The organism is Aestuariibaculum suncheonense, assembly GCF_014596935.1.
GTDB lineage: Bacteria > Bacteroidota > Bacteroidia > Flavobacteriales > Flavobacteriaceae > Aestuariibaculum > Aestuariibaculum suncheonense.
On the sequence record NZ_JACVXC010000004.1, the window covers coordinates 375,025 to 394,927 of the forward strand.

Here is a 19,903-nt window from a genome sequence, read left to right on the forward strand (position 1 = left end):
AAAAAAATGTTATTTTAGGCATTTAAAGTTAGTATAACAAAATATGCCAATCACTATAGTCAATTCCATTGCTTCCTGGTTTTTAAAAAAACGGTTCCATCAAATAGAGTTGTTTTTAAAATACCCTAACGAGGTTCAAAACGAATTACTATTAAGTCTTTTAGATTTTGCAAAAGACACTGAAATTGGTAAACAATACGATTTTGCTTCCATAAAAAATTACAAAACCTTTACAGAGCGCGTTCCTATTAAAAACTATGATGGTTGGCAGGATGTTATTGAACGTTCAATGAAAGGTCAAACCAATTTATTTTGGCCAACGCCAATAAAATGGTATGCCAAATCAAGTGGTACCACACGTGCTAAAAGTAAATTTATTCCGGTTAGCGAAGAATCTCTTGAAGATTGTCATTATGCAGCAAGCAAGGATTTGCTTTGCATGTACCTCAACAACAATGAGGAATCTCAGCTTTTTACTGGGAAGAGTTTACGCTTAGGCGGAAGCAAACAATTATATAAAGAAAACGGCACCATCTTCGGTGACTTGTCGGCGATTTTGATTGATAATATGCCTTTTTGGGCCGAATTTAGCAGCACGCCATGCAACAAAGTATCCTTAATGAGCGATTGGGAACATAAAATGCAGGCCATTGTTGATGAAACGCGATACGAGAATGTCACCAGTCTTGCCGGTGTACCGTCCTGGATGTTAGTGCTTTTAAACAACGTTTTAGAAACCACAGGAAAAGGTAATTTACACGAGGTCTGGCCCAATTTAGAAGTCTATTTTCACGGCGGCGTAAGCTTTACACCTTATGTCGATCAATATAAAAGTATCCTACCGAAAAGCGGCTTTAAATATTACGAGATTTACAACGCTTCGGAAGGTTTCTTCGCCATTCAGGATCAAAACGATTCTAACGAATTACTACTGATGCTGGATTATGGTATTTTTTATGAATTTATTCCTATGGATGTTTATGCCACTTCCGAAGAAAAAGCCATTCCTTTAAGTGAGGTGGAGTTACATAAAAACTATGCCGTTATTATAACCACAAACGCCGGATTATGGCGTTATAAAGTTGGAGATACCGTTCGTTTTACCTCACTAAGCCCATATCGTGTAAAAATATCAGGACGCACCAAACACCATATTAATGTTTTTGGCGAAGAACTGATTATTGAAAATGCCGAAAGTGCTTTAAAAAAAGTCTGCAAAGACACCGAAGCGGAAATTGTAGATTTCACTGCAGCCCCGGTTTTTATGGAAGGTAAAGAAAAAGGTGCGCATGAATGGCTAATTGAGTTTAAACGACACCCGAAAAATATCAATCAGTTTAACGAGCTATTTGATGATGCCTTAAAATCTTTAAACTCGGATTACGAAGCGAAACGCTTTAACAACATCACCCTTAACAAGCCAAAAATTAATGTGGCTCGCGAAAACCTGTTTTACGACTGGCTAAAACAAAACAATAAATTAGGCGGGCAACATAAAGTCCCTCGTCTATCAAATACTCGTGATTATTTGGAAGAATTATTAAAACTGAATGCGTGTTAGGATTTACCAAAATAACCGATGAAATGTTTTACCCAAAGTCTTTAGTCGAGTATTTCATCTTATAATCTAAAAGACTAAAAAGAGTTTTGCACAGGTTGTTAATAAGTCTATATTTATTTAAAATTTGAAAACAAAACGTTACAAAAGTATATACCCTTATATTAATTAATATCCATAAAAAATAAAAAACCACGCTATTCGCGTGGTTTTTTTATGAGTAAATTATTGAAGTCTTAAGAAACTGCTTTTAGTTTCTTTAAAGCCGTTTTTGTTAATTTTTCTTCAGCATAAGCCTTAGTTACGTTAAGTACTTTTTCGTCGCTACTTGGTAATTCAAACATAGCATCTGTTAAAATCTCTTCGCATAACGAACGTAAACCACGTGCTCCTAACTTATATTCAATGGCTTTATCAACAATATATCCTAAAGCACCATCGGTAATCGAAAAATCGATATCGTCCATTGTGAATAGCTTTTGGTATTGTTTGATAATCGCATTTTTAGGTTCAGTTAAAATGGCTCTTAAGGTTTCAGCATCTAACGGATCCATATAAGTTAATACTGGTAAACGACCAATAATTTCAGGAATTAAACCAAAATCTTTTAAGTCTTTTGGAATAATATACTGAAGTAAGTGATCCTGATCTACGACATCATCAGACATAGATGCACTATATCCAACAGCCTGCATATTCAAACGTTTAGAAATTACACGCTCGATACCATCGAAAGCTCCACCGGCGATAAATAAGATATTCTCTGTATTTACTTCGATGAATTTTTGATCCGGATGTTTACGCCCCCCTTTTGGCGGCACGTTAACCACGGTACCTTCCAAGAGTTTTAATAAGGCCTGCTGAACCCCTTCACCAGACACATCACGTGTAATGGATGGGTTATCGCTCTTACGTGCAATCTTATCAATTTCATCAATAAAAACGATCCCTTTTTCAGCGCGTTCTAAATTATAATCGGCTGCCTGTAGTAAACGGGTTAAAATACTTTCAACATCTTCACCAACATAACCTGCTTCAGTTAATACGGTAGCATCAACAATCGCTAATGGTACATTCAACATTCTGGCAATGGTTTTTGCCATTAATGTTTTACCTGTACCGGTTTGCCCAACCATAATGATATTACTCTTTTGAATATCAATATCGTCGTTGGTTGTTGGTTGTAATAATCGTTTGTAGTGGTTGTACACCGCCACAGACATTACTTTTTTGGTTGTGTTTTGCCCAATAATATATTCGTCTAAAAACGCTTTTATTTGTTGAGGCTTACGCAGCTTTAACTCGGCTGATAAGTCGCTTGTATCACTTTGTTTAGATTCTTCTAAAACAATACCATGCGCCTGCTCGATACATCTGTCACAGATGTGCGCATCTAAACCAGCTATTAATAAATTGGTTTCTGGCTTTTTCCTACCACAAAACGAACATTCTAATTCTTCTTTTGCCATTAAATCTTACCTATTTTCGGGAGAAAAATATTCTATAAATCCCTCTATAACAATTCGTTAAAATTACAATTTTTTATTTAGTTCGCACCAAAATTTCGTCAATCATACCGTATTCTTTAGCCTTATCGGCTTTCATCCAGTAATCTCTGTCACTATCGGCATATACTTTGTCGTAATCCTGACCAGAGTGCTTACTAATAATATTGTAAAGTTCTTCTTTTAAAATTAAAATCTCTCTCGCAGTAATTTCGATATCACTCGCCTGACCTTGAGCACCTCCTAACGGTTGGTGAATCATGACACGAGAGTGCGTTAAACCACTGCGTTTTCCTTTCGCTCCGGCACATAACAATACCGCCCCCATAGATGCCGCCATACCAGTACAAATAGTGGCTACATCTGGCTTAATAAACTGCATGGTATCGTAAATACCTAAACCAGCGTAAACGCTACCTCCTGGAGAGTTGATGTATATTTGAATGTCTTTATTAGCATCGGTGCTTTCTAAAAACAGTAATTGCGCCTGAATGATATTAGCCACCTGATCGTTAATTCCCGTTCCTAAAAAGATAATACGATCCATCATTAAACGCGAGAACACATCGAAAATAGCGATGTTCATTTGGCGCTCTTCAATAATGTTTGGCGTTAAATTGGTTGGATACATACTGCTAATAATTTTGTTGTAGTATGTACTGCTAATTCCTTGATCTTTTATCGCGAATTTTTCGAATTCTTTTGCGTAATCCATAGTGTACTTTATTATTGAGGTTAAATCCTTAAGTTTTAATATTGAACCTAAAATGACGATTTATTCTTGTTTAAAAACAACAGTGTTTTATCAACAAATTAGGCGCTAGAATCAGTTAATTCTAGCGCCTAAATATACGCATTTATTCTTTATAAGATAAATGATTATTTATCGCCGTAAACTTCTTTTACAAAGTCTTCGTAACTTAATTCTTTAACTTCAATATTAGCTTTCTCTTTGTAAAGTGCTAATAATTTTTGAGAGATTAATTGCTCTGAAATACGACGTGCTTCATCCTGACTAGATAATACACGAGCAGCAATATCTTCTAGTTCTTTATCTGAAGGATTTAATTGACCAAATTGAGCCATTTGCGCCTTAATCATGTCTTTTGCGTGATTTTTGATATCATCCATAGTTACTTTGATATCATTATCTACGATTAACTTGCTCTCGATTAATTGGTAACGGATTCCTTTTTCAGACTTCTCATATTCTTCTTTAGCCTGATCGTTATCTAAAGATTGCTCTTCGTTTGATGTTTGTTGAATCCATTTTTGTAAGAACTCAGCTGGTAAATCAAACTTTGTATTTTCAACTAAATACTCAGTAACATCATTTAAAAGTTTTTGATCTGCTTGTTGAGCGAATTGCTTTTCAGCGTCTTCTTTAATTTTTTCTTTTAATTCAGTTACCGATTTTACAACGTCTTTTCCGAAAAGTTTATCAAATAATTCCTGATCTAACTCAGCTAACTCACGGGTGTTGATTTCTTCGATAGTAAATGTTACTTCGATATCTAAACCGTGAACCTCATCGTGACCTAATTTTAAAGCGTGCATTAAATCATGTTCATCATCAAAAAGTCCTTTAGTTTGTAATGTAATAACATCACCTACTTTAGCTCCAATGAATAATTTTTCAGTCGCATCACCTGCAAATCTTTCTAAAGTAAGGTTTACTTTATTTTCGATTTCACGCTCTTCGTTTCTGTAAACTCCAGTAATTTCGCTATCGGCAGTAACCTCATTTTGAGATACTAATTTACCGTATTGCTTTTGGATGTTAGCTACTTGGTCGTCAAGCATTTTGTCATCTGCAATGATGTTATATTGAACGATAGGCTCGTTGCTAGCTACGTTTACTTCAAATTCAGGAGCTAATCCTAATTCGAATTCAAAAGAAAATGTATCAGCGTCCCAATCGATGTTATCTTGTGGCTTAGGTAGTGGTTGTCCTAAAACATCTAACTTCTCTTCAGTTAAATATTTGTTTAAAGCGTCTTGTAATAATTTGTTTACTTCGTCAACTAATACAGCTTTACCATATTGCTTTTTTACCATTCCCATTGGCACGTGTCCTTTTCTAAATCCAGGAATGTTAGCTGTTTTACGGTAATCTGATAATATTTTTTCTACTTTATCGCTATAATCTTCTTTGGCGATATCTACTTTTACTACAGCATTTAATGCATCAACGTTTTCTCTTGTAATATTCATTTTTAAATGATATAAAGCCTAATCAGGCATTTAACAAAACAGGTTTTTGATAAAACCTGAAATTATGTAACTAAAATCGGGTGGCAAAAATACAATATTTTTACCACCCGACAAAGTTTTTAATTGCTTGATTTTATGTGATTTCCTTTATTATTTATCTAAAGTGTCAAGTTGTTCGTTTTTAACACATTTACTCTTATAAAAAACCGAAATCGACAGCTGTTTCTGTAGCTTTTATTCGTCTTTTAAAACCGACTGAAGTATTGATTGTAAAATGGATAACAGCAAACTGAATAACACAGCCCACCAAAAGCCATCTAAACTAAATCCGCTTACAAATTCTCCCGCCAAATAAATTATTAAACCATTAATAATTAATAAGAATAACCCTAAAGTTAAAATGGTTGCCGGCAATGTGAATAATACCAAAAGTGGTTTTACAAACAAATTTAGTAAGGCCAAAACAATGGCTACTATAATTGCTGTAACATAGTTTTCAACATGAACTCCGGATAAAATTTGCGATATGACCAATACCGCGATTGCGTTAATTAAAATTCTGATTATTGTTTTCATAATTAAAGTGTTAGTTATGAAATATACGAATTATATGAGAAATAAAACCCACTTAATTACCTCTAATCACAAGACTAATTGGTAATGAAAATGGCACTGTAACGGGTTTACTTCTTACCAATCCGGGTTTTATTTTTGGTAAAAGAGCAACAACTCTTATCGCCTCAGATTCTAGCGCCTTGTGTTTCGCTTTGGCTTGTATATCAATTACATTACCTTTTTTGTCTATTTTAAAAATGATGTATATCTTTTGTACTCCATTCAAGCCCGTATCCTTTACAAAAGAAGTATTAAATTTTTCAGAAATAAAGGCAGATACATTTTCAGACATACACCTTTTCTTCCCATGGTTTGCAAGTGCATTTTCACATCCGGGATAAACAGGAACTCTTTGGAAAACCCCATCTGGCACTTCAACTTCTTTTAAATTACCAACTCCTGTTGTTTTCTTCAAAACTCCATTTTTAAATTTGAAAGTATTAACTACATTTCCTAAAGAATCAAATCTAGTTTCAGTGTTGGTTTTCACATCAAATTCATGTGTACCTTTTACTTTCAGTTTTTTATTTTTAGAATACTGCGTATATTCCCATTGCTTATAACCATCAACATAACGAACTTCCCATTCCAACTCTCCTGTTTCATAAAACTGTTTCCAAAGTCCATTAAGTTCATAATTATCATAATGACTTTCAACTTTTAAAACTCCGTTTTTATAATATTCTTTATAAGGTCCAGACCAAACAAATCGTCCCTTATTATTTATCTCTTTAATTTCTACGGAACAAAACAAGGTCCCATTTTCATCATACTCATAAGTTGTCAATCTACCTTCTACGTCATTTTTTGTTTCTTTTAGAATAACACCTTCTTTTGAATATTCTCGTTTCATGCCCGTAAACTTTCCGTTATTATCATTCACGTTAACTTCTAAAAGTTGCCCATTGTCGTAATACGTTTTCCAGACACTAATTTTTTTATCATTCTTATAAAAGCCTTCTTGCTTTAATTGACCATTATCATAGTATTCTTTAAAGTGGCCGTTTGGGTGATTTGTTTGGGCATTTGCTATTAATGTGGAGCAAGCAAAAGCCAACATAAGTAAGTATTTCATTGTAAATTTTTAATTTATCAATAAGCAAATATAAGATTTTTCCTTAGCGACAAACCTAAAATATAAAAAAGGTTCCTGATACCAAAATGATATTCAGAAACCTTATTCTAATCTATTTTTAATATTCTTAATTCACAAAGGTCATCACCGCATCAAAAAAATCGGTTGGATTTTCGGCATGTAACCAATGGCCTGCATTAGCTATGGTTACAATCTCGGCTTTTGGAAAATGACGCTTAATAATTGGTTCATCATCCACACCAATATATTCTGAGCGATCGCCACGCAAAAACAAGGTATCACCATCAAAAGTAGCATAGCTTGGTAAGGGCTCGCCAACTTCGGCAACTTCTTCTTTCAACACGTTAATATTCATACGTAAAGCTAAGCGACCTTTTTCTATCCAATAAAGGTTTTTCAATAAAAACTGACGTGTTCCCATATCGGACACATACTCGGCTAACACTTTATCGGCCTGACCGCGACTTTTCACTTCATCAAAATTCAACGCACTTAATCCGTTTAAAATAGCATCGTGATGTACTGGATAGAAACGAGGTGATATATCAGCAACAATTAATTTGGCAACCATCTCCGGATATTTTGTAGCGAATAACATAGCGGTTTTTCCTCCCATAGAATGCCCAAGCAAAACCATCTGCTCTACTTGGTGCACTTCGCAATACTGCTTTAAATCTTCAACCAAAACCTCATAACTAAAATCATCATCATGAAAACTATGTCCGTGATTACGCTGGTCTACCATATGCACCTGAAATCCTTGCTCTGCAAACTGCATTCCCAATGTTTTCCAGTTATCGCCCATACCTAAAAATCCATGAAGAATGACAAATGGTTTTCCTTCGCCTACTATATTTGAGTGTAATACCATGCCTGCTTATTTTTTCAGCTTTCGTAAATACATTTGAATAACATTCTCTACACCTAAATATAAACTTTCAGCAACCAGAGCATGCCCTATAGATACTTCTAACAATCCTGGAATGTTCTCGCTAAAGAACTTTATATTATCTAAAGACAAATCGTGTCCGGCATTAACACCTAACCCTAATTGATTAGCTAACTCGGCACAATCGGCATAAGGTTTAATGGCGCTTTCGTTGCCTAAACCGTATTGATGCGCAAAATCTTCTGTATATAATTCAATTCTATCGGTCCCTGTTTCTTTGGCGCCTTCAATTTGCTCTAAAACCGGATCGACAAAAATAGAGGTACGTATATTATTTCTTTGGAATTCACTAATCACATCGATTAAAAAATCTTTATGTTTGATAGTATCCCAACCTGCGTTACTAGTAATAGCATCTTCGGCATCTGGCACTAAAGTTACTTGCGTTGGCCTCACCTCTAAAACCAAATCTACAAATGATTTTACAGGATTTCCTTCAATATTATATTCGGTATACACCACTGATTTTAAATCACGCGCATCCTGGTAACGAATATGACGTTCGTCTGGTCTTGGATGAATAGTAACACCTTCGGCGCCAAACTCCTGAACATCTTTTGCAAATTGAACCACATTAGGTACATCACCTCCTCTGGAGTTTCTTAACGTTGCTATCTTATTAATATTTACACTTAGCTTTGTCATGTATTGCTGTTTTAAAAGACAAAAATACAAAGTAGAACAGGCTTATGTACTTTTTTTTTGATTAATTTGCATAGGTATAAACGTAAGATAATGAATTTATCACAATACATAATTAACGATGTAAAACCGCTAAATTACAATAGTAAAATTAGTGAGTTACAGGAGCTGTTTAACCAATTAACATGGTCTCACCTTCCTATTCAGGACGATAACAACACGTATTTAGGTTGTTTTTCTGAAACCGATGCGCATTGTGTAGAAAGCGATAAAACCGTTAACGATTACCGATACACTTTAGAAGATTTCTATGTTCGCGACACCACACTTTGGCTAGACGTTCTGGAAGCTTTTGCTATTAACAATACGAACATCATGCCTGTTTTGGGTGCCGACAACAGATATTTAGGGTATTATGAATTAAATGACGTCATCAGCCTGTTTAACGAGTCGCCATTTTTCTCTGAAGCTGGCGGTGTTGTCGTTATTGAAAAAGGCATTAACGATTATTCATTTAGTGAAGTGAGTCAGATTGTTGAATCAAACAACGGTAGACTTCTGGGTGCTTTTGTCTCTAAAATGAATTCCGATTTAATTCAAATTACCTTAAAAATAAGTACTGGAGGTATAAGCGACATTATACAAACCTTTAGAAGATATAGCTATAATGTGGTTTCTGGTCATGACGAAGACCGCTATCTGGAAAGCCTGAAAGAACGATCGGATTACCTTAATAAATATCTTAATATTTAACCTTTTTATTAGAAGTTGAACTTTTTAATACAACTTCTTTATAATACAATTAAAACATAACACCTATGAAAGTTGCTGTTTTTGGACGCTTTTACAACGAAACGACAACAACTTCGGTTGAACGCTTATTTGCCTATTTATTAGAGAAAGATGCCGATGCTTATATTGAAACGGAATTTTTCAACCTTATAAAGGAAAAATCACCGCATATAGACGAATACCAATCGTTTAAAACCTTCGATAAACTAGATAAGTCTTTCGATTTTCTGGTCAGTATTGGTGGCGATGGTACTATTTTAAGAGCCATCATCTTTGTAAAAGACATGGACATTCCAATTATAGGTATCAATACTGGCCGATTGGGGTTCTTAGCAACTATTCAGGTGGATCAAATTGAAAGTGCCATTCAAAATATTATAGATGGTAAATACCGTATTTCAGAACGCAGTTTATTGTCGGTAGAAACTTCACCGGAAAACAAAGAAATTAGTGCGCTTAACTTTGCTTTAAACGAAGTGGCTATTAGCCGAAAAAACACCACATCGATGATTACCGTTGAAACTCATCTGGATGGCGAATACTTAACCTCCTACTGGAGTGACGGATTAATTATTTCAACACCAACAGGATCTACAGGCTATTCGTTAAGTTGTGGCGGTCCCGTAATCACACCAAGCACAAACAGTTTTGTGTTAGCGCCCATTGCACCACACAACCTAAGTGCGCGCCCTTTAATTATTCCTGATTCCACTGAAATCCAATTAAAAGTAGCCGGTCGCGAAGACAGTCATTTAATTTCTTTAGACTCCAGAATTGCCACTTTAGAAAACGGAACCATTATCAAAATCAAGAAAGCCGACTTCACCATTAAAATGATTGACCTTTTAAATGAAAGCTTTTTAACCACACTAAGAAAAAAACTGCTTTGGGGTGAAGACAAACGCAATTAGACAATAATTTTGCAGAAATGCTGTTTTAGACTAATACAATTTATATCAAATTGTTGTTGGCTAATCTTATTTATTATATTTGCAATCTTTCGAATATTTATGAGGCATTTAACCGTATTGATAATAAGCATATTAAGCATTCATATAAGTTATGCTCAAATTCACGAATTAGGCGTTTTTTTAGGTGGCAGTAACTTTATTGGCGACGTTGGCGCTACCAATTACATTGCTCCGAATCAGTTGGCGATAGGAGGTATTTACAAATGGAACCGTAGTAAACGCCATTCGTATCGCGCTTCTGTTATCTTTAGTGATTTAGAAGGATTTGATACAAAATCAGACGACCCAAGACGTGAGCAACGCGGTTACGAATTCTCAAACAGCATAATTGAAATTGCTGCCGGAATGGAGTTTACATTCATGGATTTCAATTTACACACAGGACGTAAACTTACCACACCTTATTTATTTACAGGGTTGAGTTTAACCAACCACGATGACACTTATTTTAATAATGGTATACAAACCGATGAAGGCAGTTCTAGCTGGACATTCGGCATACCAATGGCTCTTGGCGTAAAAACAACGTTTATTAACGGCTTAATATTAGCTGTTGAAGTTGGCGCGCGTTATACCTTTACCGACGGTATTGATGGCAGCACGCCTTCCGATAGTAACCTGCAACCCTACAGATTTGGAAATATAAATAATAACGACTGGTATATGTTCTCTGGTATTACATTAACTTATACCTTTGGAGAGAAGCCTTGTTATTGTACAAATTAAAATGAATTTAAGAGAAAGCATACAACTTAAAAAATTACCAAAACACATTGCTATTATTATGGATGGCAATGGGCGTTGGGCAAAACAAAAAGGCATGATACGTGCCTTTGGTCATGAAAATGGGACAAAAGCAGTAAGAGAAACCGTTGAATGCTGTGCAGAACTGGGTGTAGAACATTTAACCCTTTATGCCTTTTCTACCGAAAACTGGAATCGTCCCAAATTGGAGGTCGACACTTTAATGAAATTACTCGTTAATTCCTTAAAGAAAGAAATCAAAACACTTCAGGAAAACAACATAAAACTCTCAGCTATAGGCTGCCTAAACAATTTACCCAAAAAGGTATATGCCGAGCTTCAGGAGGTCATAGAATCAACAAAAAGTAACAGCAGAATGACTTTAACGCTGGCTTTAAGCTATGGTTCTCGCGAAGAATTACTAAATACTGTTAAAGAGATTAGTATTAAAGTTAAAAATAATATAATTTCGCCGGATAAAATTGATGAATCAATTATAAATGAGCATCTTTACACACGAGGTTTACCAGATGTAGACTTGCTTATTAGAACCAGTGGAGAGCAACGCATAAGCAACTTTTTACTGTGGCAAATAGCATATGCCGAATTGTATTTTACTAGCGTTTTATGGCCGGATTTTACAAAGAAGCATTTGTATGAAGCTATTATAGAATATCAAAAAAGAGAACGACGATTTGGGAAAACAAGTGAACAACTTAGCTAATAAACTACCTTTGACAAATTATATTAAACACTGCTTGGCAATATTAATTTTTGCATGTAGCTTTAACATTGAAGCACAACAAATACCTTACAATGAAGGTAAAAATTACACACTGGGAGATATAACCGTACTTGGTAACACAGCCTTCGAAGCGCAAACCATCATTACTTATTCCGGTTTAAGAAAAGGACAGGAAATCACTATTCCCGGAGAAGACATTAGTGCAGCTATTAAAAAACTATGGAACTCTAAATTATTCAGTGACATAGAAATTTATATTACCAAAGTGGAAGGTGATATGGCTTTCCTTGAAATCAGATTATCCGATTTACCACAACTTAACGAATTAAAAGTTAATGGCGTTAAAAAAGGAAAAATTGAAGGTATTATAAAAGATAACAAACTTGACAAAGGTGTAAAAGTTACTGAAAACCTTATAACAACTACTAAAAACTACTTAACCAATAAGTACAAAAAAGAAGGTTTTTTAAACACAAAAGTTTACATTGATACTAAAGAAGTTCAAGATTCTTTACCTACAGCTAGAGTTAATATGCTTATTAACATCGATAAAGGCGAAAAAGTAAAAATAGATCACATCGTGTTTAGCGGAAACGAAGTTTTAACCGATAAAACCCTTCGTAAAAGCATGAAAAACACGAAACAGAAAAATCCGATTCGTGTATTAAAACGTTCAAAATTCATCGAGGCTGATTACAAAGAAGATCTTGTTAGCTTAATAGACAAATACAAAGAAAATGGTTACCGTGATGCCCGTGTATTATCAGACAGCATTACCGTTAACGGTGATAAAACCATTTCATTAAATATAAATGTTGAGGAAGGTGAAAAATATACCTTTGGAGACATTACCTTTATCGGTAACACGGTATATTCAAACGAACTTTTAAACCGTGTCCTTCGCATTAGAAAAGGCGATACTTATAATGGCGTTTTACTTCAAAAGCGTATTGCCGATGATACGAAACCAGATGGTGACGACATCACTAACTTATACCAAAATAACGGGTATTTATTCTCGTCAATCAACCCAGTTGAAGTGAGTGCCGATAACAATGTTATCGATATGGAGGTTCGTATTACCGAAGGTAAACCAGCTTATTTTAACAGTGTGTCGGTTGTTGGAAACGACAAAACAAACGACCATGTTATTTATCGTGAAATCCGTACACGTCCTGGTCAATTATATAGTAAAGCCAATGTAGTTCGTACCGTTCGTGAGCTTGGTCAGTTAGGATTTTTTGATGCACAGGAAATCTCTCCAGACTTTAAAAACGCGAATCCAAATGAAGGAACCATCGATATGGAATACTCGGTAAAAGAAACCGGATCTAGCCAGATTGAGCTTCAAGGTGGTTACGGTGGTGGTGGTTTCATCGGTACTTTAGGATTGTCGTTTAATAACTTTGCCATCAAAGACATCTTCAAAAAAGATGCTTATAAACCAATCCCTATGGGAGATGGTCAAAAGTTAGCCTTACGTTTACAAGCCAGCCGTTTTTACCAAACCTACAGTTTCTCTTTCTCTGAACCTTGGATGGGCGGAAAACGCCCGGTACAGTTTTCATCATCGTTATCGCATACCAAACAGTTTTTATACGATTACCAAACAGGTAATGCCGATAAATCAAGAAGTTTTAACATTACAGGTATTACTTTTGGTTTAGCAAAACGTTTACAGGTACCTGATGATTATTTTACCTTATCACAGGCTGTTAGTTACCAACGTTACGACTTAAATAACTATAACACCGGATTATTTACTTTTGGTGATGGGTATTCAAACAACCTATCGTATACTGTAGGTTTAAGTAGAAATAATACCAGTGTAGACCCAATTTACCCTACCGGAGGATCTAATTTTGCGGTTACTGCTAAATTATCATTCCCGTACTCTTTAGTGAATGGTGTAGATTATACAGCTCTTAAAGATGAAAGAGATGATAATGTGGCTACCTTAAACGATCCTAATTCTACTGAAACTGAAAGATCAGATGCCAACAACAGAGTTTCAGAAATCGATCAGCAACGTTATAACTGGTTAGAATTCTACAAAGTAAAATTCAAAGCAGACTGGTATACACAAATCGTTAAAGATTTAGTATTAAAACCAAGTGTAGAGTTTGGTTTCTTAGGGGCTTACAACCAAGATCGCGGGGTAATTCCTTTTGAAAGATTCTTCCTTGGTGGTGACGGTTTAGGTAGTTACAGTTTAGATGGTAGAGAAGCTATCGCGCTACGTGGTTATCCTAACCAATCGTTATCAACTAACGACGGTGGAACGATTTACAATAAATTCTCTTTAGAGTTACGTTACCCGATTACTTTAAAGGCTTCGGCTAAAATTTACGGATTAACCTTCTTGGAGGCAGGAGCATCTTATAACGAATTTAAAGATTATAACCCTTTCGATTTAAAACGTTCTGCTGGTTTAGGACTTAGAATCTTCATGCCAGCCTTTGGATTATTAGGTATCGATTTCGGTCACGGTTTCGACCCAATTCCTGGAGAAGCGACAAAGAGTGGATGGCAAACCCACTTTATCATTGGGCAACAATTTTAATTTTGGCACGATATTTTCTAATAACCTATAAGTATTTGAAGAAGAATTGAAATTTTTGAGATTAAATTTCGTTAATTTTGAAATGAGCATTCTAAAATTTTTCAAACCAAGGAAAATGTTTATTTTGCGACAACCATTTGATAAATTGAATAACGAACTATAACCAAAAGAAAATTCAGTTCTAATCGTGGCAGAAACAAAACATATCATCTGTCTTTTTAGAATGTATAACCATAAACTAAAAAACTTTAACAGATGAAAAACAACGTTCTTTTTTTACTGATACTAGTTTTTACATTAGGCCTTTCAGCCCATGCACAGCGTGGGGTTAGAATTGCTTATATCGATACCGAGTATATTTTAGAAAATGTTCCGGAATACCAGGAGGCTACATCTCAATTAAATGATAAAGCCAACAAATGGAAATCTGAAATAGATGCTAAACTAAGCGCCGTAGAACAACGCCGCAAAGACTTGAGTAACGAAAAAGCACTTTTAACCAAAGAACTTATAGAAGAACGTGAAGAAGATATCGCTTTTGAAGAACAAGAAATCTTAGATTACCAGCAAAAGCGCTTTGGTCCCAATGGCGATTTGTTTATTCAAAAGCGTCAACTCATGCAGCCCATTCAAGATCAGATTTTCGCCGCAGTACAAGACATTGCAACCAGCAGAAAATACGATTTCATATTTGATAAGTCTTCTGAAGCAACCATGTTATATTCGGCTAAACAATTCGATTTAAGCGAACAAATTATCCGAAGCATCAGCAGAACAGCAAAACGTACTCAGGCACAATCTAAAGCCGAAAAACGTGCTGCCGAAGACGAAGAACTCATTCCGGAAATTAACGAAGAATTAGAAGCCCGTGAAAAAGCCTTAGAAGAAAGACAGGCTGCCAAAGAAAGTGCCATTGAACAACGCCGACAAGAAATTTTAGCAGCACGAGAAGCGAAACAAAAAGAAGCCGAAGAGCGTCGCCAGCAAATACTTGCTGAACGTGAAGCTGCAAAGCAAGCCAAATTAGATGCCAGAAAAGGTGCAACTGAAAATACCGACGATGCTACATCTACTGCCAAAACAAGTACCGATGCCAAAGCCAAAGAAGGTAGCGAAGAAGTAAAAACTCAGGCTCAGCTTATAGAAGAAAACAGACAAAAAAAATTAGCCGAACGCGAGGCTAGAAAAAAAGAATTAGAAGAAAAAAGACAAAAAATATTAGAAGAAAGACAACGCGCGAGAGATAGTATAAATAACAATAATTAATTAAACAATTTAAAACACACTTAATACTTTTTTAAAAATGAAACAATTAAAGAACCTTTTATTAGCAACTGTACTATGTGTTGCATCTGTAACTTTATCAAATGCACAAAGTAAAGTAGCTCATATTAACACTCAAGAGTTAATTCAGGCGATGCCGGAGATGAAAGCTGCACAAACTCAACTTGAGACCTTAAGCAAAACATATCAAACCGATATGCAAGCTTCAATTACAGAATACCAAAACACGGCAAAACAATACGACGCAGAAGCTGCTACTAAAACAGAAGAAGAGAACGCTAAGAGAATGCAAGAGTTACAAGAAAAACAAATGCGTATTCAACAGTTCCAATCTGATGCTCAAAAAGATTTACAAAAGAAAGAAATGGACTTATTAAAGCCTATTACTGAAAAAGCCAGAACAGCTATCTTAAAAGTAGCAAGAGCTCAAGGTTTTGATTACGTTTTAGATTCTGCTCAGGGTGTAACAATCTTAGCTGATGGTAAAGACTTATTAAACGACGTAAAGAAAGAATTAGGTATCTAATCCTCTTTCAAAGAAATTTAACTTAAAGCTGCTTTGTGAAAAGCAGCTTTTTTTATTTTTGTTAGTATGAGCAAACAACCTATTGGCATTTTCGATTCGGGTGTGGGAGGCACATCCATTTGGAAAGAAATCCATGCCCTTTTACCTTATGAGAACACCATCTATCTTGCCGATAGTGCCAACGCCCCATATGGATTAAAAGGTAAAGACAGGATTATTGAATTAAGTATTAAAAACACCGAATATTTAATCAATGAAGGTTGTAAACTCATTGTCGTAGCCTGCAACACCGCTACCACCAACGCCATAAGCATTTTAAGAACTAATTATAACATTCCCTTTATTGGTATTGAACCAGCTATTAAACCTGCCGCTTTACAAACGAAAACCAATAGTGTGGGTATTTTAGCTACTAAAGGGACTTTAAGCAGTGAACTCTTCTCCAAAACATCCGGATTGTTTGCCAGTAATATAAAAGTTATTGAGCAAGTTGGTGAAGGTATTGTTGAACTTATTGAAGCCGGAAAAGTGTATTCTGAAGCCATGAGACAACTGTTAATCTCTCACCTAAAACCTATGATTGAAGCCAATATCGATTATCTCGTTTTAGGATGTACACACTACCCTTACCTCATGCCTTTGCTTTTAGAATTACTTCCTAAACAGGTTAAAATAATCGATTCCGGTGAAGCCGTTGCCAGACAAACCAAAGCCATTTTAGAAAAACATAAGCTATTAAACATAGAAACAGGAAAACCAAAAAACACCTTTTTCACCAATGGAAATCCTGATGTTATGGCAAGCTTATTAGATGATAAATTTGAAGTGAGTTATCTAAACTTTTAATATTTGCATTAGCGATTGAAGCATTTGTTGGAGCTCTACCAATTTTTATTGGTAAGCGAAGAAATATTTATATTCATGAGTTCATTAATTTTAAATAAAGTCTCATGAATAAAAAGCGACCCGAAGGGACATACCTTACAGCTAACTAATCTTCCTTAAACCAACTGGAATACTTTACATAGTTATTAGCAATACGATCGATTTGTCCCGAAATGAGCTCCTGACTAATATCCTTGATTTTCTTTGCTGGAACACCTGCATAAATACTTCCGGACTCTACATGTGTATTTTGAGTTAAAACCGCTCCTGCAGCAATAATACTATTGCTTTCAATCACGCAGTCATCCATAACAATACTGCCCATACCTATTAATACATTATCATGAATGGTGCAACCATGCACCAAGGCATTATGACCGATAGATACATTATTTCCAATGTTTGTTGGTGCCGTTTGATACGTGGCGTGAATAACGGCGCCGTCCTGAACATTCACCTTATTTCCCATTTTTATATAATGAACATCTCCGCGAATTACAGCATTGAACCATACGCTGCATTCCTCTCCCATAGTAACATCCCCTACTATGGTAGCATTTTCAGCGATATAACAATCCTCAGGAATTTGAGGTGATTTTCCGTTTACAGGTTTTATTAAAGGCATATTGAATTATGAAAAATTAATTTACGGCAGGACAATTACAGTCGTAACGTTTACGTCGGCATCCAAAATTGTACCCTAAAGTAATTTGATGGAATCCACCATTTGTATAAACTACCGAATTACTTTGATAGGTGTACGTATAGGCAAACATAAACTGATTATAATTAATTCCCAAAATTGGTGTGAATTGATTTAAACGTTGACTCTTAATATCGCTCCCCGAATTGGTATACTCGGCACCATCGAAACTATTTCTATACGATAAGCCACCCCAAACCGTACCAAAATCCATAACTTTATAAGCCTTGGCATTAACATCTATAGCTGCTTCTTTGGTTGCTTCACGATACTGAAACATGACAGAGGGCTCAAAACTCCATTCACTACCATATTTGCTATACACATATCCGGTTGTTAATAAGTAGCGTCTTAAATTACTTGTGATATTCACGTCACGATTTATGCCCGAGTTATTTAAAAGGTTTTTAACCGTTCCGTGAAGATAGAAATCTAAAAACTGGTATGAAAACCCGAAATCCATATTAAAATTTGTTTCATTTTGTACCGTCCCATCAATAATAGGATCAGGTCCGTCAAACAAAAACGAGGTTTCATCCAATCGGTATTGAATAATTCCTGCACTTAATCCAAACGATAACATATTTAAATCGACTTCACTTCTGGAAAACATCAAATGATGCGCATAAGTAGCATAAGCACCGTTTTGAGAATGGTATCCATTTTTATCTTTAAATAAAATACCTCCAATTGCAGATGGCGATTCACCAATACGCCCATTCACACTTAAAGTCATTAATCTGGGTGCATCTTCATGGCCAAACCACTGTTGTCTACCAGTCAATCGTGCTTTCGCACAATTCGCCACACCAGCCATAGAAGGATGAATTAAATAATAATTATCGGTAAGATAATCGGTATATATAGGTAAACCCTCTTGAGAAAATGCGACTTGGGCAAACAGTAGGCTAATACCGGCAATTAAAAAGCTTTTTAAGTTCATATTAAGTTTACACTATAAATTCCATTATTCTGAGGTTACCTTTATGTCACAATATAACCTTTTTAAAAGGTTCAATAAGAGGCAACAAAACTCAAATATATGGATAACTAAAGTTTTCTTTTAGTATTTTTGTAAAAAATTAGCTAAAATGAAAACTTACAAAGTTTCCGTTAGAGAAACAACAAATAACGCCATAGTAAAATTCGAGTTAAACGAATTTATCACCCAACACCAAAGTTTTGAATTCAATAATATAGATGAAGCCAAACCATCTCCTTTAGCTCAACAATTATTCTTTTTACCATTTGTTAAAAAAGTATATATTTCCGGGAATTTTATTGCCGTAGAGCGCTACAGTATTGTAGAATGGAGCGATGTGCAGGATGAAATGGCCGAGCAAATAGAATCTTATTTAAATGATGGCGGCGTAGTGATTGAAGCTACCGCTGAATCTAAAAAAGTACCCGTTACGGTTTATGCTGAAAGCACACCGAACCCTTCGGTTATGAAATTTGTTGCTAACAAAAAAATTGTAACAGCTCTATTTGAATTCACATCTATTGATGAAGCTAAACTATCCCCGCTAGCAACTGAACTATTTCATTTCCCTTTTGTTAAAAGTGTATTTATTGAAGAAAACTACGTATCGATAACCAAGTATGATATTGCCGAATGGCAAGACATCACTATTGAGTTACGCGAGTTTATTAAAAATTATATTGAAAACGGAAAAGAGGTTGTTGTTGCCGGTGCTGCTGAACAATTACAGAAATCTACCGAACAGTTAGACTCTAATTTTGAATCATTAGACGAGACTTCTAAACAAATTATAAACATTCTTGAAGAATACGTTAAGCCTGCTGTTGCCAGCGATGGTGGAAATATTCAATTCATCTCTTACGATCAACATACTAAAAATGTGAGTGTACTACTTCAAGGTGCATGTAGTGGCTGTCCGTCGTCAACCTTTACACTAAAAAGTGGAATAGAAAACATGTTAAAAGAAATGCTTCAGGATAAAGTTGCTACTGTTGAAGCTATAAATGGATAATAGATTATAAACTCAACAATATAACTAAAAGCGTTCATTAAAAATGAGCGTTTTTTTTATGGCTTTTAAACAGATGTATTATCTTTCTGAAAAGAGAGTTTACCAAACGAAATATAA

General features: G+C 35.3%; 19 protein-coding genes. 10 read left to right on the plus strand and 9 right to left on the minus strand.

The window, feature by feature from the left end; genetic code table 11:
• Nucleotides 1-43 precede the first annotated feature (43 nt).
• On the plus strand, nucleotides 44-1,561 hold the full coding sequence (locus tag ICJ84_RS12545) for a GH3 auxin-responsive promoter family protein (RefSeq protein WP_188216746.1): 1,518 nt from the start codon (nucleotides 44-46) through the stop codon (nucleotides 1,559-1,561).
• A gap of 233 nt (nucleotides 1,562-1,794) precedes the next feature.
• On the opposite strand, the gene clpX is transcribed toward ICJ84_RS12545, so the two are convergent.
• The 7 genes from clpX to ICJ84_RS12580 form a co-directional block, all read right to left on the minus strand.
• Nucleotides 1,795-3,027 carry an ATP-dependent Clp protease ATP-binding subunit ClpX gene (gene clpX / locus ICJ84_RS12550; RefSeq protein ID WP_188216747.1) on the minus strand — a complete coding sequence of 411 codons (1,233 nt, stop codon included), beginning with the start codon at nucleotides 3,025-3,027 and terminating at the stop codon, nucleotides 1,795-1,797.
• Nucleotides 3,028-3,100: 73 nt separating this feature from the next.
• Nucleotides 3,101-3,778 carry an ATP-dependent Clp endopeptidase proteolytic subunit ClpP gene (clpP, locus tag ICJ84_RS12555; protein ID WP_188216748.1) on the minus strand — a complete coding sequence of 226 codons (678 nt, stop codon included), beginning with the start codon at nucleotides 3,776-3,778 and terminating at the stop codon, nucleotides 3,101-3,103.
• 164 nt (nucleotides 3,779-3,942) lie between these two features.
• Complete coding sequence (gene tig / locus ICJ84_RS12560) at nucleotides 3,943-5,277, minus strand: trigger factor (protein ID WP_188216749.1); 1,335 nt, start codon at nucleotides 5,275-5,277, stop codon at nucleotides 3,943-3,945.
• A 234-nt stretch (nucleotides 5,278-5,511) separates the two neighbouring features.
• Complete coding sequence (locus ICJ84_RS12565) at nucleotides 5,512-5,853, minus strand: phage holin family protein (RefSeq protein WP_188216750.1); 342 nt, start codon at nucleotides 5,851-5,853, stop codon at nucleotides 5,512-5,514.
• A gap of 52 nt (nucleotides 5,854-5,905) precedes the next feature.
• Nucleotides 5,906-6,967: a hypothetical protein gene (locus tag ICJ84_RS12570; RefSeq protein WP_188216751.1), complete on the minus strand. Its 1,062-nt coding sequence runs from the start codon at nucleotides 6,965-6,967 to the stop codon at nucleotides 5,906-5,908.
• A 127-nt stretch (nucleotides 6,968-7,094) separates the two neighbouring features.
• Complete coding sequence (locus ICJ84_RS12575; protein ID WP_188216752.1) at nucleotides 7,095-7,859, minus strand: alpha/beta fold hydrolase; 765 nt, start codon at nucleotides 7,857-7,859, stop codon at nucleotides 7,095-7,097.
• A 6-nt stretch (nucleotides 7,860-7,865) separates the two neighbouring features.
• Entirely contained in the window at nucleotides 7,866-8,582 is a 717-nt protein-coding gene (locus ICJ84_RS12580; RefSeq protein ID WP_188216753.1) for a pyridoxine 5'-phosphate synthase, read from the minus strand.
• Nucleotides 8,583-8,672: 90 nt separating this feature from the next.
• Here ICJ84_RS12580 and ICJ84_RS12585 point away from each other — a divergent pair, with 90 nt between their 5' ends.
• The 8 genes from ICJ84_RS12585 (at nucleotide 8,673) to murI (ending at nucleotide 17,050) form a co-directional block, all read left to right on the plus strand.
• Nucleotides 8,673-9,332 carry a CBS domain-containing protein gene (locus tag ICJ84_RS12585; RefSeq protein WP_188216754.1) on the plus strand — a complete coding sequence of 220 codons (660 nt, stop codon included), beginning with the start codon at nucleotides 8,673-8,675 and terminating at the stop codon, nucleotides 9,330-9,332.
• Between the two features lie 65 nt (nucleotides 9,333-9,397).
• Entirely contained in the window at nucleotides 9,398-10,282 is an 885-nt protein-coding gene (locus ICJ84_RS12590) for an NAD kinase (RefSeq protein ID WP_188216755.1), read from the plus strand.
• Nucleotides 10,283-10,381: 99 nt separating this feature from the next.
• Entirely contained in the window at nucleotides 10,382-11,068 is a 687-nt protein-coding gene (porG, locus tag ICJ84_RS12595) for a type IX secretion system protein PorG (protein WP_188216756.1), read from the plus strand.
• Between the two features lies 1 nt (nucleotide 11,069).
• Entirely contained in the window at nucleotides 11,070-11,810 is a 741-nt protein-coding gene (locus ICJ84_RS12600) for an isoprenyl transferase (RefSeq protein ID WP_188216757.1), read from the plus strand.
• A complete protein-coding gene (gene bamA, locus ICJ84_RS12605) occupies nucleotides 11,782-14,394 on the plus strand; it encodes an outer membrane protein assembly factor BamA (RefSeq protein WP_188216758.1) in 2,613 nt (870 codons plus the stop codon). The genes ICJ84_RS12600 and bamA overlap by 29 nt, the downstream gene beginning before the upstream one ends.
• Before the next feature lie 255 nt (nucleotides 14,395-14,649).
• Nucleotides 14,650-15,660 carry an OmpH family outer membrane protein gene (locus ICJ84_RS12610; protein ID WP_188216759.1) on the plus strand — a complete coding sequence of 337 codons (1,011 nt, stop codon included), beginning with the start codon at nucleotides 14,650-14,652 and terminating at the stop codon, nucleotides 15,658-15,660.
• A gap of 37 nt (nucleotides 15,661-15,697) precedes the next feature.
• Nucleotides 15,698-16,204 (plus strand): OmpH family outer membrane protein, encoded by a 507-nt coding sequence (locus ICJ84_RS12615; RefSeq protein WP_188216760.1) that lies wholly within the window; start codon nucleotides 15,698-15,700, stop codon nucleotides 16,202-16,204.
• A 66-nt stretch (nucleotides 16,205-16,270) separates the two neighbouring features.
• Entirely contained in the window at nucleotides 16,271-17,050 is a 780-nt protein-coding gene (murI, locus tag ICJ84_RS12620; protein ID WP_188216761.1) for a glutamate racemase, read from the plus strand.
• A 145-nt stretch (nucleotides 17,051-17,195) separates the two neighbouring features.
• Here murI and ICJ84_RS12625 read toward each other — a convergent pair whose 3' ends face one another.
• Both ICJ84_RS12625 and ICJ84_RS12630 read right to left on the minus strand, forming a co-directional pair.
• Nucleotides 17,196-17,714 (minus strand): gamma carbonic anhydrase family protein, encoded by a 519-nt coding sequence (locus tag ICJ84_RS12625; protein WP_188216762.1) that lies wholly within the window; start codon nucleotides 17,712-17,714, stop codon nucleotides 17,196-17,198.
• 16 nt (nucleotides 17,715-17,730) lie between these two features.
• The gene (locus ICJ84_RS12630) at nucleotides 17,731-18,735 is read right to left on the minus strand and encodes a PorP/SprF family type IX secretion system membrane protein (protein ID WP_188216763.1); all 1,005 of its coding nucleotides are present in this window, start codon (nucleotides 18,733-18,735) and stop codon (nucleotides 17,731-17,733) included.
• 148 nt (nucleotides 18,736-18,883) lie between these two features.
• On the opposite strand from ICJ84_RS12630, the gene ICJ84_RS12635 reads away from it, so the two are divergent.
• Entirely contained in the window at nucleotides 18,884-19,786 is a 903-nt protein-coding gene (locus tag ICJ84_RS12635; protein WP_188216764.1) for a NifU family protein, read from the plus strand.
• The last annotated feature ends 117 nt before the right edge of the window (nucleotides 19,787-19,903 follow it).

What these genes read in the sequence shown, in the direction of transcription:
- murI (WP_188216761.1), top strand. Translation starts at nt 16,271, where the DNA reads ATGAGCAAACAACCTATTGGCATTTTCGATTCGGGTGTGGGAGGCACA.
- ICJ84_RS12570 (WP_188216751.1), bottom strand. Translation starts at nt 6,967, where the DNA reads ATGAAATACTTACTTATGTTGGCTTTTGCTTGCTCCACATTAATAGCA.
- ICJ84_RS12615 (WP_188216760.1), top strand. Translation starts at nt 15,698, where the DNA reads ATGAAACAATTAAAGAACCTTTTATTAGCAACTGTACTATGTGTTGCA.
- ICJ84_RS12590 (WP_188216755.1), top strand. Translation starts at nt 9,398, where the DNA reads ATGAAAGTTGCTGTTTTTGGACGCTTTTACAACGAAACGACAACAACT.
- ICJ84_RS12545 (WP_188216746.1), top strand. Translation starts at nt 44, where the DNA reads ATGCCAATCACTATAGTCAATTCCATTGCTTCCTGGTTTTTAAAAAAA.
- ICJ84_RS12565 (WP_188216750.1), bottom strand. Translation starts at nt 5,853, where the DNA reads ATGAAAACAATAATCAGAATTTTAATTAACGCAATCGCGGTATTGGTC.
- tig (WP_188216749.1), bottom strand. Translation starts at nt 5,277, where the DNA reads ATGAATATTACAAGAGAAAACGTTGATGCATTAAATGCTGTAGTAAAA.
- ICJ84_RS12630 (WP_188216763.1), bottom strand. Translation starts at nt 18,735, where the DNA reads ATGAACTTAAAAAGCTTTTTAATTGCCGGTATTAGCCTACTGTTTGCC.
- ICJ84_RS12625 (WP_188216762.1), bottom strand. Translation starts at nt 17,714, where the DNA reads ATGCCTTTAATAAAACCTGTAAACGGAAAATCACCTCAAATTCCTGAG.
- ICJ84_RS12610 (WP_188216759.1), top strand. Translation starts at nt 14,650, where the DNA reads ATGAAAAACAACGTTCTTTTTTTACTGATACTAGTTTTTACATTAGGC.
- clpP (WP_188216748.1), bottom strand. Translation starts at nt 3,778, where the DNA reads ATGGATTACGCAAAAGAATTCGAAAAATTCGCGATAAAAGATCAAGGA.
- ICJ84_RS12585 (WP_188216754.1), top strand. Translation starts at nt 8,673, where the DNA reads ATGAATTTATCACAATACATAATTAACGATGTAAAACCGCTAAATTAC.
- ICJ84_RS12635 (WP_188216764.1), top strand. Translation starts at nt 18,884, where the DNA reads ATGAAAACTTACAAAGTTTCCGTTAGAGAAACAACAAATAACGCCATA.
- ICJ84_RS12600 (WP_188216757.1), top strand. Translation starts at nt 11,070, where the DNA reads ATGAATTTAAGAGAAAGCATACAACTTAAAAAATTACCAAAACACATT.
- clpX (WP_188216747.1), bottom strand. Translation starts at nt 3,027, where the DNA reads ATGGCAAAAGAAGAATTAGAATGTTCGTTTTGTGGTAGGAAAAAGCCA.
- ICJ84_RS12575 (WP_188216752.1), bottom strand. Translation starts at nt 7,859, where the DNA reads ATGGTATTACACTCAAATATAGTAGGCGAAGGAAAACCATTTGTCATT.
- porG (WP_188216756.1), top strand. Translation starts at nt 10,382, where the DNA reads ATGAGGCATTTAACCGTATTGATAATAAGCATATTAAGCATTCATATA.
- ICJ84_RS12580 (WP_188216753.1), bottom strand. Translation starts at nt 8,582, where the DNA reads ATGACAAAGCTAAGTGTAAATATTAATAAGATAGCAACGTTAAGAAAC.